Genomic DNA, 16,092 nt, shown 5'->3' on the forward strand with positions numbered 1-16,092 from the left:
AGCGACGGCACCACCCCGGAACCGACCGGGCGGCAGCCGTACCGCACGACAGATCGCGACCACGGGAGCCCCCTCTTGGCCATGCCGCCGCATGCTTTTCGGAACAGCACAGCTACGACGACCAAGCACATCTTCGTCACCGGGGGTGTCGCCTCCTCGCTCGGCAAGGGCTTGACCGCCTCCAGCCTGGGCATGCTGCTCAAGGCCCGCGGCCTGCGCGTCGTGATGCAGAAGCTCGACCCGTACCTGAACGTCGACCCGGGCACGATGAACCCCTTCCAGCACGGTGAGGTGTTCGTCACCAACGACGGCGCCGAGACCGACCTGGACATCGGCCACTACGAGCGCTTCCTCGACCGCGACCTGGACGGCTCCGCCAACGTCACCACGGGTCAGGTCTACTCCACGGTGATCGCCAAGGAGCGGCGCGGCGAGTACCTGGGCGACACCGTCCAGGTCATCCCGCACATCACCAACGAGATCAAGCACCGCATCCGGCGCATGGCCACCGACGAGGTGGACGTCGTCATCACGGAGGTCGGCGGCACGGTCGGCGACATCGAGTCGCTGCCGTTCCTGGAGACCGTCCGCCAGGTCCGGCACGAGGTCGGCCGGGACAACGTGTTCGTGGTCCACATCTCGCTCCTGCCCTACATCGGCCCGTCCGGCGAGCTGAAGACCAAGCCCACCCAGCACTCCGTGGCCGCCCTGCGCAACATCGGTATCCAGCCGGACGCGATCGTGCTGCGCTGCGACCGCGAGGTGCCGACCGCCATCAAGCGCAAGATCTCGCTGATGTGCGACGTCGACGAGGCCGCGGTCGTCGCCTGCCCGGACGCCCGCTCGATCTACGACATCCCGAAGACCGTGCACGGCGAGGGCCTGGACGCCTATGTCGTCCGCAAGCTGGACCTGCCGTTCCGCGACGTGGACTGGCGGACCTGGGACGACCTGCTGGACCGCGTCCACAACCCCGACCACGAGATCACCCTCGCACTGGTCGGCAAGTACATCGACCTGCCCGACGCCTACCTGTCGGTCACCGAGGCGCTGCGGGCCGGCGGCTTCGCCAACCGGGCCCGCGTGAAGATCAAGTGGGTCACGTCGGACGACTGCAAGACCCCGGCCGGTGCCGCCGCCCAGCTCGCCGACGTCGACGGCATCTGCATCCCCGGCGGCTTCGGCGACCGCGGTGTGCTCGGCAAGGTCGGCGCCATCCGCTACGCCCGCGAGAACCGGGTCCCGCTGCTCGGCCTCTGCCTGGGCCTCCAGTGCATCGTGATCGAGGCCGCGCGCAACCTGGCCGACATCCCGGACGCCAACTCCACCGAGTTCGACTCCGCCACCGGCCACCCGGTCATCTCCACCATGGCCGAGCAGCTGGACATCGTCGCCGGCGAGGGCGACATGGGCGGCACCATGCGGCTCGGCATGTACCCGGCCAAGCTGGCCGAGGGCTCCATCGTGCGCGAGGTGTACGACGGCAAGGAGTACGTCGAGGAGCGGCACCGGCACCGTTACGAGGTGAACAACGCCTACCGCGCGGAGCTGGAGAAGAAGGCGGGCATCCAGTTCTCCGGCACCTCCCCGGACGGCAAGCTGGTCGAGTACGTCGAGTACCCGCGGGACGTCCACCCCTACCTGGTCGCCACCCAGGCCCACCCGGAGCTGCGCTCCCGGCCGACCCGCCCGCACCCGCTGTTCGCGGGCCTGGTGAAGGCGGCCGTCGCGCGTCAGCAGGCCGAGGGCGAGCAGGCGAATTCGAAGTAACACACCAGTTGTACGGTGGCCGGGGTGCATACCTTCAAAGGTGCGCACCCCGGTTTTTCTCGTGTACGTCTGGAAGGGCTCGGTATGACGATCAAGGACACCCCCGAGGAGTGGGAGATCCGCGCGACGGAGACCCCCTTCGTGGGCAACAAGACCTCCGTCCGCACGGACGAGGTGGTCATGCCCGACGGTTCGGTGGTCCGCCGTGACTACCAGGTCCACCCCGGCTCGGTCGCCGTCCTCGCCCTGGACGAGGAGGACCGCGCCCTGCTCATCCGCCAGTACCGGCATCCGGTCCGGCAGAAGCTCTGGGAGATCCCGGCCGGGCTGCTCGACGTCCCGGGCGAGAACCCGCTGCACGCCGCCCAGCGCGAGCTGTACGAGGAGGCGCACGTCAAGGCCGAGGACTGGCGGGTGCTGACCGACCTGTACACCACCCCCGGCGGCTGCGACGAGGCCGTACGGGTCTTCCTCGCCCGTGATCTGGCGGAGGCCGAGGGGAACCGCTTCGAGTCGGAGCACGAGGAGACCGACCTGGAGTACGCGCGCGTGCCGGTCGACGAACTGGTCCGGCTGGTGCTGGCCGGCGATGTGCACAACACGTGCCTGGTGACGGGCGTGCTCTCGCTGGTCGCCGCCCGCACCGGCGACGGTCTGGACGCCCTGCGCCCGGCCGACGCGCCCTGGCCGGCCCGCCCCTTCGAAGCCTGACCCGGCCCTCCGTGGCGCCGGCGCCGCCCTCCGTAGGGTCGGCCCGGCCCTCCGTGGCGCCGGCGCTGCCTTCCATAGGCTCGGCGCCGCCTCCATGGTCCTGAACCGGCCCTCCGTGGTCCTGAACCGGCCCTTCGAGGCCGGAATCCGCCCTTCGGGTGTACCGGTGTGACCATCGCCTGATCCGATCGGGCGATGCGCTCGCCGTGCTCCGCCGGGAACGTCCGCGCACGTGAACTAGGCTCGACGCGATTGAGCCGAAACGCCCGAACCGGAGTCCCGGCGGGCTTGCGCGTGCGGTGGGACGGGAGTGTGGCCCGTGACGGACCAGGCGGTGGACACAGGCGGTGCACGACTGGCGGCGCCCGCGGCCCCGGACGCTCAATTCCTGGGCCGTACAAGGGAGTTGAAGGAACTGCGCGCGGACATCGAGCGCGCGGGCCTGGACACCATCGCGGGCCGCAAGGCCCCCCGCGCCCGGGTCCTGCTGATCGCGGGCAGACCGGGATCCGGACGCACCGCCCTCGCCGCGGAACTCGTCCGGCGGGTCGCCGACGACTACCCCGACGGGGTGCTGCGGGCCCGCCTCACCGAGCCCGACGGCACCCCGGTCCCCGTCGAGCGCACCGCCCGCGAACTCCTCACCGCGCTGCGGCTGCCCACCCCGGCCGGCGCCGCCGAGGACGACCTCACCCACGCCCTGCGCACCGCCCTCGCCGAGCGCCGCATGCTGCTCCTGCTGGACGACGCGCCCGGCGCCGAAGAGGTCGACGCGCTCCTCCCGGACACCCCGGACTGCCTGGCCGTCGCCGTCTCCGGCGGCCCGCTCACCGGGATCTCGGACGTCCGCCCGTGCACTCTGGGCGGCCTCGACACCAAGTCGGCCGTGGAACTGCTCGCCCGCTACACCGGCTCGGTCCGCATCACCGTCGACCCGCGGTCCGCCGAGGCGCTGGTCGAGGTGTGCCAGGGACACCCCGCCGCGCTCACCCTGGCCGGCGGCTGGCTGGCCGCCCGCCCCCAGGTGGCCGTCTCCGACCTCGCGAAACGCCTGCACGCGGACGCCGACGACAGCAGCGCCCTGACCCGGCTCTTCCGGTTCGTGCACGACCAGCTGCCCGCCCAGGCCGCCCGGATACTGCGACTGCTCAGTCTGGCCCCGGCCGGACTGGTCGACCCGCACACCGCCTCCGCCCTGGCCGGCTGCGCGGTCGACACCGCCCGCGTCACCCTGGACGAACTGGTCCGCCTCGGACTGCTGCACGTCGCGCCGTCCGTGCTGCCCCAGTACGAGGTCCCGGGCTGTCTGCACCCGCTGATCCGGGCCATGGCCGAGTCCCAGGAGCGGCCCGGCGAGCTCCAGCTGGCCCGGGCCCGGATGCTGGAGCGCACGGTACGGCTGCTGCAGTCCTGCCGGGCGATCACCGAGACCGACAACCCGCAGGCCCGCGAGAAGCTCCAGGCGCTCCCGCGCGAGCTGCGCTTCCCCACCCCGCGCGCCGCCGCCGACTGGCTGCGCGCCCGGCGCCCCGCCCTGCTGTCCGCCGCCCGTGCCGCGGTCGCCGACGGCGAGCTGGACACCCTGGCGCGCCGGCTGATGGCCCAGCTGGTCAAGGCCATGGTGGCGCACTTCGGCACCCGGGCCGCGGCCCCGGACCTGTACGGCATCCACCGGCTCGTCCTCGACGTCGCCGAGCGTCGCGACCTGCCCCGCGAGCAGGCCGCCGCGCTGCTGAACCTGGGCGACCTGGACGCCCAGACCGGGCGCACCGGAGATGCGCTGGTGCGTTATCGGTCTGCATTGGACGCCGGACGCAGAGCAAATGACCCGTACGCGACCGCTCGCGCAATGGAATCCGTAGGTGGCGCGCATCAGGAGCTGGGCGACTACGACCGGGCCGCCGACTGGTTCGGCCGCGCCCTCGCCCAGCGGCTGGCCCGCGACGAGCGAGCCGAAGCCGCCCGGCTCTACGGCCGTATCGCCGGCGCGCACACCTACGCGGGCCGGTACGGCGAGGCCCTCAGGGCGTGGCGGGCGGCGGTTTCCGGCCATCGTAAGAACGGCGATGTCGCCGCGCAGGCACGGGCGTTGAGCGAGCTGGCGCGGGTACAGGAGTACGCCGGACGCCCCGAGGAATCGCTGCGCACCTGCCAGGAGGCGGTGGAGTGGGCGCGCCGTGCCGGGGACGTCCGGCTTCAGGCGGCGCTCCAGCTCAGGCTGGCCGACACGCTGGAGCGGCTCGGCGACTCCACCGCCGCGAGCCTGCACCGCGCGGCGGCCGAGCGCATGCTGGGTGAGGAGGCCCAGGCCTCCTCGGACCCCGACTCCGACCCGGAACAAGGCGCTAACACCTACGAAATCCGTACCGCGCCCGGCGAAGATTGATGCAATGAAAGGCTAGACAGCCGGAACGCCTTCATTAAACTGGCTCTGCCGCCGGTTCTCCTGCGGTGTCTCCTGGTGTATCCCGTATGCCGGGTATGTGCAGCTATGCCCCCACACCCTCTGAGCCAAGGACCGTGATCGACGTGAAGGTCGGCATCCCCCGCGAGGTCAAGAACAACGAGTTCCGGGTGGCCATCACCCCGGCCGGCGTGCACGAGCTGGTGCGTCACGGCCACCAGGTCGTCATCGAGCGCGGCGCCGGTGTCGGCTCGTCCATCCCGGACGCCGAGTACACCGCCGCCGGCGCCACGATCCTGGACACCGCCGACGAGGTGTGGGCCACCGCCGACCTGCTGCTGAAGGTCAAGGAGCCCGTCGCGGAGGAGTACCACCGGCTCCGCAAGGACCAGACCCTCTTCACCTACCTGCACCTGGCCGCCTCCAAGGAGTGCACCGACGCGCTGCTGGAGTCCGGCACCACGGCCATCGCCTACGAGACCGTCGAGCTGCCGAACCGCGCGCTGCCGCTGCTCGCGCCCATGTCCGAGGTCGCGGGCCGGCTCGCCCCGCAGGTCGGCGCCTACCACCTGATGCGCGCCAGCGGCGGCCGCGGGGTGCTGCCCGGCGGTGTCCCGGGCGTGCTCGCCGCCCGGGCCGTCGTCATCGGCGGCGGGGTCTCCGGCTGGAACGCCGCCCAGATCGCCATCGGCATGGGCTTCCACGTGACCCTGCTCGACAGGGACATCAACAAGCTCAAGGAGGCCGACAAGGTCTTCGGCACCAAGATCCAGACCGTCGTCTCCAACTCCTTCGAGCTGGAGAAGGCCTGCCTGGAGGCCGACCTCGTGATCGGCGCGGTGCTCATCCCCGGCGCCAAGGCCCCGAAGCTCGTCACCAACGAGCTGGTCTCGCGCATGAAGCAGGGAAGTGTCCTTGTCGACATCGCGATCGACCAGGGCGGCTGCTTCGAGGACTCCCGCCCCACCACCCACGCCGAGCCGACCTTCAAGGTCCACGAGTCGGTCTTCTACTGCGTCGCCAACATGCCCGGCGCGGTGCCCAACACCTCCACCTACGCGCTCACCAACGCCACGCTGCCGTACATCGTGTCGCTCGCGAACAACGGCTGGGTGGAGGCCCTGCGCCGGGACGCCGCGCTGGCCAAGGGCCTCAACACCCATGACGGCAAGGTCGTTTACAAGGAGGTCGCCGAGGCGCACGGCCTGGACCACGTGGACCTCGAGACGCTGATCGGCTGAGTCGGTACGGCGGAGCGGCCGCTAAGTCACCTTTTCGTAAAGGCGATACGTCAACAAGCCGCGTCAATCACGCACATCCGGCCGGACCTTGCCCGACAAGGTCCGGCCGGATGTGTGTATGGTCACTTTGCGACTCTCGGTCAACTCGCCTCGAACGTAACCCTTCGACCGATTCGCACACCGGTGAAACCTGCTGTGCGACGGCCGTACGCCCTTGACAGCGACATGTTTCATTGCCGACACATCGTGCCGGGTCCGGCGGATTGTGTTGCTGCGGACGCCCGACACGCCATAGAGTCGCCAACCGTCGGCATGGTGCCACGCTGACCTGTCTAGAAGTTTCCTGGTCACCAAGGAGGTAAGACGACTTGTGAATGAGTCGACATTTTCTCCCGGGGGTGGTCAACCAGGAATGCCGGTACGGGACCAGGGTCCCGCGGGGTTCGAGGCTGTCGGCTCCGTCGCGGTGCGCACCTTCACAGCAGCCCGGACTCCGCTGACCACGCGGACAGCACACCAGAGCATGGATGGCCATCACGTGAACGCCATGGCCGGCGACGGAAGTGGCGCGCCCCACAACCACTTCGCCGACTACGACGAACTGCCCGAGGGGCACTTCTACGACCCCGACGCCGAATACGAGCCGGACCCGGAGTACGCGGCCACGCTCGCGCCCGACGCCGCCCGCCAGCGCCGCGAGCGCGTGGGCCCGACCGGACGCCCGCTGCCGTACTTCCCGATCCCGGGCCCGCTGACCGATCACGGCCCCGCGAAGATCATCGCGATGTGCAACCAGAAGGGCGGCGTCGGCAAGACGACGTCGACCATCAACCTGGGTGCCGCGCTCGCGGAGTACGGCCGGCGCGTGCTGCTCGTGGACTTCGACCCGCAGGGCGCGCTGTCGGTGGGTCTCGGTGTCAACCCGATGGAGCTCGACCTCACCGTCTACAACCTGCTCATGGAGCGGGGCATGTCGGCCGACGAGGTGCTCCTGAAGACCGCGGTCCCCAACATGGACCTGCTGCCCTCCAACATCGACCTGTCGGCCGCCGAGGTCCAGCTGGTCTCCGAGGTCGCCCGTGAGTCGACGCTCCAGCGCGCCCTGAAGCCACTGCTGCCCGACTACGACTACATCGTGATCGACTGCCAGCCCTCGCTGGGTCTGCTCACGGTCAACGCGCTGACCGCCGCGCACAAGGTGATCGTGCCGCTGGAGTGCGAGTTCTTCGCGCTGCGTGGTGTCGCCCTGCTGACCGAGACCATCGAGAAGGTCCAGGAGCGGCTCAACCCCGAGCTGGAACTCGACGGCATCCTCGCCACGATGTACGACTCGCGCACGGTGCACAGCCGTGAGGTGCTGGCCCGTGTGGTCGAGGCCTTCGACGACCACGTCTACCACACGGTCATCGGCCGCACGGTCCGCTTCCCGGAGACCACGGTCGCCGGTGAGCCGATCACCACGTACGCCTCCAACTCCGTCGGTGCCGCCGCCTATCGCCAGCTCGCCAGGGAGGTGCTCGCCCGGTGTCACGCCGAGTGAGTCTGCCCGGGGCCGACGAACTGTTCCGTACGACCGGGGGGACGGCACTGCAGCCGTCCAGCCCCAGGCGCCCGGCCAACGGCGAGGCCCGGGTGCCGGCTCCCGCGACTCCCGCGGGGGAGAACGGCGAGACGGCGGCCGAGCCCGCCGAGGACGCGCCGCACGCGGTGCCCGTGCAGGGCGGCGACGGCGAGGGCGCGGAGCACGTGGCGGCGGAGGCCGAAGCGGCCGACGCCGGCGAGTCCCGCAACCGCGCCGCGCAGCCCACCACGGTCGCCCCGGCGGGCGAGCGGTCCGCGCGCCGGCAGGCGGCGCAGGAAGGTTCTGCCGGGCCCGCGGCCCAGGCCCAGCCCCGCAAGCGCGGCGGCAGGGCGCCCGCCCGGCGGCCCAGCGGACGGGAACGGCACGACGAGAAGATCACCGTGTACGTCTCCGCCGAGGAGCTGATGGACCTGGAGCACGCCCGCCTGGTCCTCCGCGGCGAGCACGGCCTCGCCGTCGACCGGGGCCGGATCGTCCGCGAGGCGGTCGCCGTGGTCCTGGCGGACCTGGAGTCCCGGGGAGACGCGAGCATCCTCGTACGACGGCTGCGCGGCCGGTAGGGGTAGCCTGCGGGGGCTATGACCTCGACCGACGCTCCCGCTCCCGGCGCCTCCGGCGGCCGCCGCCCGCTGGGCAGGGGCCCGGGGGCGACACCTCCGGAGGCCGCGGCACCGGCGGTCGCGGACCCGGAGCCGGTGGCACCCGAGCCCCAGCCTGAGACCGGGACGCAGGCCCCCGAGGCCATGGCACCCGGGTCCGGGGCTGAGGCGGGCGTGGCGGATCCCGAAGCCGTGGCACCTGACACTGAGCCTGAGGCGGGCGTGGCGGGTCCCGGAGTCCTGGCGGCCGCCGGGCCCGCCGCGCCGGAAGCCGTGGCCGACGGGGTTTTCAAGGTGCGGCTTGCCAACTTCGAGGGGCCCTTCGACCTTCTCCTCCAGTTGATCTCCAAGCACAAGCTGGACGTCACCGAGGTCGCGCTCTCCAAGGTCACCGACGAGTTCATGGCGCACATCCGGGCCATGGGACCGGACTGGGACCTCGACCAGACCACCGAGTTCCTCGTCGTCGCCGCCACGCTGCTCGACCTGAAGGCCGCGCGGCTGCTGCCCGCCGCCGAGGTGGAGGACGAGGCCGACCTGGCGCTGCTGGAGGCCCGCGACCTGCTGTTCGCACGGCTCCTGCAGTACCGCGCGTACAAGCAGATCGCCGACATCTTCAACCGGCGCCTGGAGGACGAGGCCCGCCGCTGGCCCCGCACCGTCGGACTCGAACCGCACCTCGCCGAGCTGCTGCCCGAGGTCGTCATCAGCATCGGGGCGGAAGGATTCGCCAGGCTCGCGGTCAAGGCGATGCAGCCCAGGGCCAAGCCACAGGTGTACGTCGACCACATCCACGCTCCGCTGGTCAGCGTGCAGGAGCAGGCCGGGATCGTGGTGGCGCGGCTGCGGGAGCTGGGCGAGGCGAGTTTCCGGACGCTGGTCGAGGACACCGACGACACGCTCACCGTCGTGGCCCGCTTCCTCGCCCTGCTGGAGCTGTACCGGGAGAAGGCCGTGGCCCTGGACCAGGAGACCGCGCTCGGTGACCTGCTGGTGCGGTGGACCGGCGGGGACGGCGAGACCGGCCCGGTGGTCACCGACGAGTTCGACCGGCCGCCCGAGCCGCCCAAGCCGCCCAAGGAGGAGAAGCCGTGAGCGAGGAGACGACGGAACTGCCGGCGGGGCTGCGTCCCGTCGCCGACCTCGACCTGAAGCCGGCCCTGGAGGCGGTCCTGATGGTCGTGGACGAGCCCGCCACGGCCGAGCACCTGTCCAGGATCCTGGAACGGCCCAGGCAGACGATCACGAAGGCGCTGCGCGCGCTGGCCGACGAGTACACCGCGCAGGGCCGCGGCTTCGAGCTGCGGTTCGTCGCGGGCGGCTGGCGCTTCTACACGCGCGGCGAGTACGCGCCCGCCGTCGAGCGGCTGGTCCTGGACGGGCAGACGGCCCGCCTGACCCAGGCCGCGCTGGAGACCCTCGCGGTCGTCGCGTACCGCCAGCCGGTGAGCCGCAGCCGGGTCTCGGCCGTACGAGGGGTCAACTGCGACGGTGTGATGCGCACCCTGCTCCAGCGCGGTCTGGTCGAGGAGGCGGGCGCGGAACCCGAAACAGGTGCGATCCTGTACAGGACGACGAACTACTTCCTGGAGCGGATGGGCCTGCGCGGCCTGGACGAACTCCCGGAACTCGCGCCCTTCCTCCCGGAGGCGGAGGCGATCGAGGCCGAGACCCAGGAGGGCGTGCCGTCGTTCGATCCGGACGCACCCGATGCGCCGGACGCAGACGACGCAGACGACTAGACGGAAATTTGATGCGAAGCAGCAGCGGCAGGAACAGCAGCGGAAACAACGGCGGGAGCCGTGGTGGCAACAGCGGCGGCCGCGGCGGGAGCAGCGGTGGGCGCGGCAACTACCGCGGCGCCGGCAACTCCCGCGACGACAAGCAGGGCACCGGCCGGCCGAAGAAGCCGCGCCCGGAGGAGCGCCGCTACGACGTGGGTCCCGGCGCCACCCAGGACGGCCCGAAGTCGGGCCGCGGCGCCTCGGCGCGCGGCGGCGCCAAGGGCGGACCCCGGCAGGGGCAGGGCACCGGGCGCGGCCGTAGCGCGCCGGCGAGTTCCCGTGAGTACGACGCCCGTGCCGAGGAGCGCAACCGCGAGCGGTACGCGGGCAAGAAGGACGTGAAGCTCCCGAAGACCTTCCCGGGCGCCGAGCAGGAGGGCGAGCGGCTCCAGAAGGTCCTCGCCCGCGCGGGCTACGGCTCCCGGCGCGCCTGCGAGGAGCTGATCGAGCAGGCCAGGGTCGAGGTCAACGGCGAGATCGTCCTGGAGCAGGGCAAGCGGGTCGACCCGGAGAAGGACGAGGTCCGCGTCGACGGCCTGACCGTCGCCACGCAGTCGTACCAGTTCTTCTCGCTGAACAAGCCGGCCGGTGTGGTCTCCACCATGGAGGACCCGGACGGCCGGCAGTGCCTCGGCGACTACGTCACCAACCGGGAGACCCGGCTCTTCCACGTGGGGCGGCTGGACACCGAGACCGAGGGCGTCATCCTGCTCACCAACCACGGCGAGCTGGCGCACCGGCTGACCCACCCCAAGTACGGCGTGAAGAAGACCTACCTCGCGCACATCGTCGGCCCGATCCCGCGCGACCTGGGCAAGAAGCTCAAGGACGGCATCCAGCTGGAGGACGGCTACGCGCGCGCGGACCACTTCCGGGTGGTCGAGCAGACCGGCAAGAACTACCTCGTGGAGGTCACCCTGCACGAGGGCCGCAAGCACATCGTCCGCCGCATGCTGGCCGAGGCCGGGTTCCCGGTCGACAAGCTGGTGCGGGTCGCCTTCGGGCCGATCACCCTCGGCGACCAGAAGTCGGGCTGGCTGCGCCGGCTGTCCAACACCGAGGTCGGGATGCTCATGAAGGAAGTCGACCTCTAGAACGCCCTGTGCGTCCTTGTGACGGCCGGTCCCGGGTCCACCGGGGCCGGCCGTCGCCGTTCCCGCGAACAGGGGTCCAGCGGGCGCTGAGAGCTTGCGTGACGATCCCCGCCAGCTTTATAGTCGTAGCGACTATTACTCACATGACGCCAAGGAGGTGACGGAACCGTGCGGGGCTATGACAAGTACGCCTACGAACCCTTCGCCGTCACCGTCGACCTCGCCGTCCTCACCCTCCGCGCGGGCGCCCTGCACGTGCTGCTCGTCGAGCGCGGACTGGAGCCGTACGCCGGACGGTGGGCGCTGCCCGGCGGCTTCGTCCTGCCCCACGAGTCGGCCGAGACGGCGGCCCGCCGGGAACTCGCCGAGGAGACCGGTCTGTCGGACGTGTCGGGGCTGCGCCTCGAACAGCTGCGCACCTACAGCGAGCCGGACCGCGACCCGAGGATGCGGGTCGTCTCGGTCGCCTTCACCGCCCTGCTGCCCGACCCGCCCGAGCCGCACGGCGGCGGCGACGCCGCGCAGGCGCGCTGGCTGCCGTACGACCCGGGCCGGCCGCTCGCCTTCGACCACGACCGGATCCTCGCCGACGCCCACGACCGGGTGGGCGCCCAGCTGGAGTACAGCTGTCTCGCCACCGCCTTCTGCCCGCCCGAGTTCACGCTCGGCGAGCTGCAGAACGTCTACGAGACCGTGTGGGGCGTCACGCTGGACCGCCCCAACTTCCGCCGCAAGGTCCTCACCACGCCGGGCTTCGTGGAACCGGTGCCCGGCGCGGCCCGGTTGACCGGCGGCCGCGGCAAACCCGCCGCGCTCTACCGCGCGGGCGACGCCACCTCGCTCCACCCTCCCCTGCTCCGCCCGCCCCGGGAAGGACGCCCCGCATGACCTTCACCGCCCACAAGCGCGCCGCCACCGGCTCCCTGATCGGCCTCGCCCTCGGAGACGCGCTCGGCTTCCCGACCGAGTTCAACGACGTGCCGTCCATCCTCGCCAAGACCGGCCCCTGGCGGCAGATGCAACTGCCGGCGCGGGCCTTCGTCTCCGACGACACCCAGATGACCCTCGCCGTGGGGCACGCGCTGCGCACCGCCATGGACCGCGGGGTGCTCGGCCCCAAGCGGCTGGAGCGGCCGCTGCGCGAGGAGTTCGTCAACTGGTACCAGTCACCGGAGAACAACCGCGCACCCGGCCGGACCTGTCTGCGGGCGTGCGGCCTGCTGAAGGAGGAGGGCCGGATCTGGCAGGACGCCAGCCAGGTCGACTCCAAGGGCTGCGGCGCCAACATGCGGGTCGCGCCGATCGGACTCGCACCCGGGCTGAGCGACGAACAGCGGTCCGGCGCGGCCCAGTTGCAGTCCGCCCTCACCCACGGCCACCCCACCGCCCTGGCCGCCTCGGACCTCACCGCACGTGCCGTGCTGCTGCTGGCGCGGGGGACCGATCCGGTGGACCTCGTCGGACGGCTGCGGTCGTACGCCGCCGAGAACCGCACCCGCTACCACCACACCTGGCTCGGCGACCTCTGGACCCGCGGCCACGACGCGACCCCCGAGGCGTTCGTCGCGCGCGGCTGGGACGAGTGCCTGGAGATCCTCGACCGCCTCGCCGCCGCCGTGCGCACCGCCTCCCCGGAGGACGACCCGTGCCTGGCCACCGGCGCCGGCTGGATCGCCGAGGAGGCCCTCGCGACCGGGCTGCTGTGCTTCCTGCTCTTCCCCGAGGAACCGCTGACCGCCCTGCGCCGGGCCGCCTGCTCCTCCGGCGACTCCGACTCGATCGCCTGCCTCACCGGCGCGTTCGCGGGGGCCTGGCTGGGCGAGGAGGCCTGGCCGACGGAGTGGGCCGACCGGATCGAGTACCGCGGAGACCTGATGACCCTCGGCGCGCTCTGGGACGCCTGAAACCGGTCGGACGGACGCCTGGTCCCGGTCCGGACGGACGCCTAGACCTCGCCCGGACGGGCGGCTGAGGTGCGGCGGGCGCGGAACAGCAGGTCCGCCACGCGCGCGTGGTCGGGTTCGGCCGGCAGCGGGGTGCGCTCCAGGGCCTCGTCGGTCTCCTCGGCCAGCCGGGCGAACCGGGACTCGACCACCGGCCAGGGCACCTCGCCCCGCTTCACCGCCAGCAGCGCTTCCCGGGCGTCGCCGGCCTCGATGGTCAGCTCGCCGGTGCGCAGCAGGTCACGGGCGCTGGTCAGCAGCCGCAGCAGGTGCATCGCGTGTTTCCAGCGCGGCGCGCCGTGGGTCCGGACGTCGTCGTGGAGCTTGCGGCGCTGGGCCAGGGCGTAGCGGGTGAAGGTGCCGTGGACGCGACGGGACAGGAAGGCGCCGCGCAGCGCCAGCAGCTCGTGGCCCGTGTCGTCGGCGTACTCGACCAGGGGCGAGTGCAGGCACTCCAGGATGTTCGGATTGCCCCGCAGCGCCAGTTCGCAGAACCGCTCCAGCTCCCAGGAGAACCGCTCCTCGCCGGGGCCCTCGACATGCGTCGGCGGCTTCTCGAAGCGCCAGAACAGGGGAGTGGGGGCCAGGAACACCCCCCGCCGGTCGGTGTCGCTGCCCTCCGTGGCCAGGCCGAAGGCACGCGACCCCATGACACAGGCGTAGATCGTGTGGTCGCGTACCAGGTCCTCGGGCTGCATGCCCGGGAGCGTACGGGGCGGGTCAGGCCAGCGTGATCGAATTTCCGCTCACGTCGATGGACTTGGCCGGCAGCGGTCGGGTGGCCGGGCCATGGGCGACCGAACCGTCGGCGATGTTGAACTTGCTGCCGTGGCAGGGGCAGTCGATGGTGCCGTCCAGCACCTGGTTCACCGTGCAGCCCATGTGAGTGCAGATCGCCGAGAAGGCCTTGAACTCGCCCGACTTCGGCTGGGTCACCACGATCTTCTGGTCCTTGAAGACCGTGCCACCGCCCTCCGGGATGTCACTCGTGCTCCCCAGCGCCATCCCGGCACTGGCGCTCGCACTCGGACTCGCACTCGGACTCGCGCTCGCGCCCGCCGACTCCGAGGCGGACGACCCGGCGGTGGGCGACTCCGAGGAACTGGAGGAACCGTTGTCGTTGCTGTTGCCGCATCCCGCGCAGCCCACGGCGAGTGCGGCGGCACCCGTCGCGAGAACCGCGCGCCTGGTGGAGCCGTCGGTCATGTCGTCACCCCGAACGTACGGAAAAACCACAGGGAGTCGCTCCGAGCGGAGCACCAGCATCTTGGCACCGAACCCACCGAAGACGAAGCAACCCGGGAGGGAGTGCCACAAAACGCGTGTTGCGTACGCCTGACAGCCCAACGCGTCTCACCGGGCGAGCGCCGCACACCCGCCCGGCCCGGTCTGACTAGGCTGGACGCACCGACAGACCGACGTCAGAACAGGAGCGTGCCGTGGCGGTACGAGCGGTCCGGGGGGCCGTCCAGCTGGAACGGGACGAGGCCGGTCACATGGCCGAGCAGGTCGGAGCGCTGCTCACCGCCGTCCTGGAACGGAACGGGCTGACCACCGACGACCTGATCAGCATCTGGTTCACCGCCACGCCCGACCTGCACAGCGACTTCCCGGCGGCCGCCGCGCGCAAGCTCGGCCTCGTCGACGTCCCCCTGATCTGCGCCCAGGAGCTGGACATCGAGGGCGCCCTGCCCCGGGTCGTGCGGATACTGGCGCACATCGAGTCCGACCGGTCCCGCGCCGAGGTCAACCACGTCTACCTCGGTGCCGCGGCCGCCCTGCGCAAGGACATCGCCCAGTGAGAACCGCGCTCGTCATCGGTACCGGCCTGATCGGTACGTCCGCCGCGCTCGCCCTCTCCCGGCGGGGTGTCGTCGTCCACCTCACCGACCACGACCCCGAGCAGGCCCGGACCGCGGCAGCGCTCGGCGCCGGCACCGACGAGCCGCCGGCGGGCCCGGTCGACCTGGCGATCGTCGCCGCCCCGCCCGCGCACGTGGCCTCCGTCCTCGCGGACGCCATGAGCCGGGGTGCGGCCCGCGGCTACATCGACGTGGCCAGCGTCAAGGGCGGCCCGCGCCGCGAGCTGGAGGCGCACGGCCTGGACCTGTCGTCGTACCTCGGCACGCACCCCATGTCCGGCCGGGAGAAGTCCGGCCCGCTGGCGGCCACCGCCGACCTCTTCGAGGGCCGCCCCTGGGTGCTCACCCCGACCCGGGACACCGACACCGAGGTGCTGAACCTCGCCCTGGAACTGGTCTCGCACTGCCGGGCCGTCCCGGTCGTGATGGACGCCGACGCCCACGACCGGGCCGTGGCCCTGGTCTCCCACATGCCCCACCTGGTGTCCAGCATGGTCGCGGCCCGGCTGGAGCACGCCGAGGAGGCGGCCGTACGGCTGTGCGGGCAGGGCATCCGGGACGTGACCCGGATCGCCGCCTCCGATCCCCGGATGTGGATCGACATCCTCTCCGCGAACCCCGGCCCGGTCGCCGACCTGCTCGCGGACGTCTCCGCCGACCTCGACGAGACGGTCACCGCGCTGCGCGCCCTCCAGTCCTCGGACGAGTCCAAGCGGCGCGAGGGCGGCGCCGGCGTCGAGGACGTGCTGCGCCGCGGTAACGCCGGCCAGGTGCGGGTACCCGGCAAGCACGGCTCGGCGCCCCGGGCCTACGAGGTCGTGGCCGTGCTCATCGACGACCAGCCCGGCCAGCTGGCCCGGATCTTCGCGGACGCCGGCGCCGCCGGGGTCAACGTGGAGGACGTACGGATCGAGCACGCGACCGGCCAGCAGGCGGGTCTGGTCCAGCTCTGGGTGGAGCCGACGGCGGTGCCGGTGCTGACGTCGGCCCTGCGGGAGCGGGGCTGGGCGCTGCGTCAGCAGCGCTGAGAACGGCGCTCCCGGGGGCCGGTAACCTTGTGCGGGGCGTGTTCGCGTCCCGCACACCACCCACCACCCTGCAC

Annotated in this window: 15 protein-coding genes; 13 read left to right on the forward strand and 2 right to left on the reverse strand. The window is 71.9% G+C overall.

Translation table 11 applies throughout. From position 1 onward, the window contains the following. Positions 1–81 precede the first annotated feature (81 nt). The 11 genes from MB828_RS27975 to MB828_RS28025 all read left to right on the forward strand — a co-directional run bounded on the left by MB828_RS27975 (position 82) and on the right by MB828_RS28025 (position 13,089). Positions 82–1,770 (forward strand): CTP synthase, encoded by a 1,689-nt coding sequence (locus MB828_RS27975; RefSeq protein WP_133026113.1) that lies wholly within the window; start codon positions 82–84, stop codon positions 1,768–1,770. A gap of 84 nt (positions 1,771–1,854) precedes the next feature. Then, positions 1,855–2,481, forward strand: coding sequence for an NUDIX domain-containing protein (locus MB828_RS27980; RefSeq protein WP_301650644.1), 627 nt, complete (start codon positions 1,855–1,857; stop codon positions 2,479–2,481). A 319-nt stretch (positions 2,482–2,800) separates the two neighbouring features. Beyond that, on the forward strand, positions 2,801–4,867 hold the full coding sequence (locus tag MB828_RS27985) for a tetratricopeptide repeat protein (protein WP_301650645.1): 2,067 nt from the start codon (positions 2,801–2,803) through the stop codon (positions 4,865–4,867). A gap of 134 nt (positions 4,868–5,001) precedes the next feature. Then, positions 5,002–6,126 carry an alanine dehydrogenase gene (gene ald, locus MB828_RS27990; RefSeq protein ID WP_301650646.1) on the forward strand — a complete coding sequence of 375 codons (1,125 nt, stop codon included), beginning with the start codon at positions 5,002–5,004 and terminating at the stop codon, positions 6,124–6,126. Positions 6,127–6,538: 412 nt separating this feature from the next. Next, on the forward strand, positions 6,539–7,666 hold the full coding sequence (locus tag MB828_RS27995) for a ParA family protein (RefSeq protein WP_046729013.1): 1,128 nt from the start codon (positions 6,539–6,541) through the stop codon (positions 7,664–7,666). After that, on the forward strand, positions 7,651–8,268 hold the full coding sequence (locus MB828_RS28000; RefSeq protein ID WP_301650647.1) for a hypothetical protein: 618 nt from the start codon (positions 7,651–7,653) through the stop codon (positions 8,266–8,268). Before MB828_RS27995 ends, MB828_RS28000 begins: the two co-directional genes overlap by 16 nt. 18 nt (positions 8,269–8,286) lie before the next feature. Beyond that, positions 8,287–9,402 carry a segregation and condensation protein A gene (locus tag MB828_RS28005; RefSeq protein ID WP_301650648.1) on the forward strand — a complete coding sequence of 372 codons (1,116 nt, stop codon included), beginning with the start codon at positions 8,287–8,289 and terminating at the stop codon, positions 9,400–9,402. Next, positions 9,399–10,049 carry an SMC-Scp complex subunit ScpB gene (gene scpB / locus MB828_RS28010; RefSeq protein WP_046729010.1) on the forward strand — a complete coding sequence of 217 codons (651 nt, stop codon included), beginning with the start codon at positions 9,399–9,401 and terminating at the stop codon, positions 10,047–10,049. The genes MB828_RS28005 and scpB overlap by 4 nt, the downstream gene beginning before the upstream one ends. Positions 10,050–10,060: 11 nt before the next feature. Then, positions 10,061–11,185, forward strand: coding sequence for a pseudouridine synthase (locus tag MB828_RS28015; protein ID WP_133025752.1), 1,125 nt, complete (start codon positions 10,061–10,063; stop codon positions 11,183–11,185). Between the two features lie 168 nt (positions 11,186–11,353). Then, on the forward strand, positions 11,354–12,073 hold the full coding sequence (locus MB828_RS28020; RefSeq protein ID WP_133025753.1) for an NUDIX hydrolase: 720 nt from the start codon (positions 11,354–11,356) through the stop codon (positions 12,071–12,073). Further along, positions 12,070–13,089: an ADP-ribosylglycohydrolase family protein gene (locus tag MB828_RS28025; RefSeq protein ID WP_301650649.1), complete on the forward strand. Its 1,020-nt coding sequence runs from the start codon at positions 12,070–12,072 to the stop codon at positions 13,087–13,089. Before MB828_RS28020 ends, MB828_RS28025 begins: the two co-directional genes overlap by 4 nt. 41 nt (positions 13,090–13,130) lie before the next feature. Here the strand turns inward: MB828_RS28025 and MB828_RS28030 are convergent, their stop codons facing one another. Further along, positions 13,131–13,826 carry a nucleotidyltransferase domain-containing protein gene (locus MB828_RS28030; RefSeq protein ID WP_301650650.1) on the reverse strand — a complete coding sequence of 232 codons (696 nt, stop codon included), beginning with the start codon at positions 13,824–13,826 and terminating at the stop codon, positions 13,131–13,133. Between the two features lie 22 nt (positions 13,827–13,848). Next, positions 13,849–14,475 carry a DUF6529 family protein gene (locus MB828_RS28035; RefSeq protein ID WP_301650651.1) on the reverse strand — a complete coding sequence of 209 codons (627 nt, stop codon included), beginning with the start codon at positions 14,473–14,475 and terminating at the stop codon, positions 13,849–13,851. Positions 14,476–14,567: 92 nt separating this feature from the next. Here MB828_RS28035 and aroH point away from each other — a divergent pair, with 92 nt between their 5' ends. Both aroH and MB828_RS28045 read left to right on the forward strand, forming a co-directional pair. Continuing rightward, positions 14,568–14,930 (forward strand): chorismate mutase, encoded by a 363-nt coding sequence (gene aroH, locus MB828_RS28040; protein ID WP_133025757.1) that lies wholly within the window; start codon positions 14,568–14,570, stop codon positions 14,928–14,930. Continuing rightward, on the forward strand, positions 14,927–16,018 hold the full coding sequence (locus MB828_RS28045; RefSeq protein ID WP_301650652.1) for a prephenate dehydrogenase: 1,092 nt from the start codon (positions 14,927–14,929) through the stop codon (positions 16,016–16,018). Before aroH ends, MB828_RS28045 begins: the two co-directional genes overlap by 4 nt. Positions 16,019–16,092 lie beyond the last annotated feature (74 nt).

It is taken from the genome of Streptomyces arenae, from assembly GCF_022343545.1.
Taxonomy (GTDB): Bacteria; Actinomycetota; Actinomycetes; order Streptomycetales; family Streptomycetaceae; genus Streptomyces; species Streptomyces humi.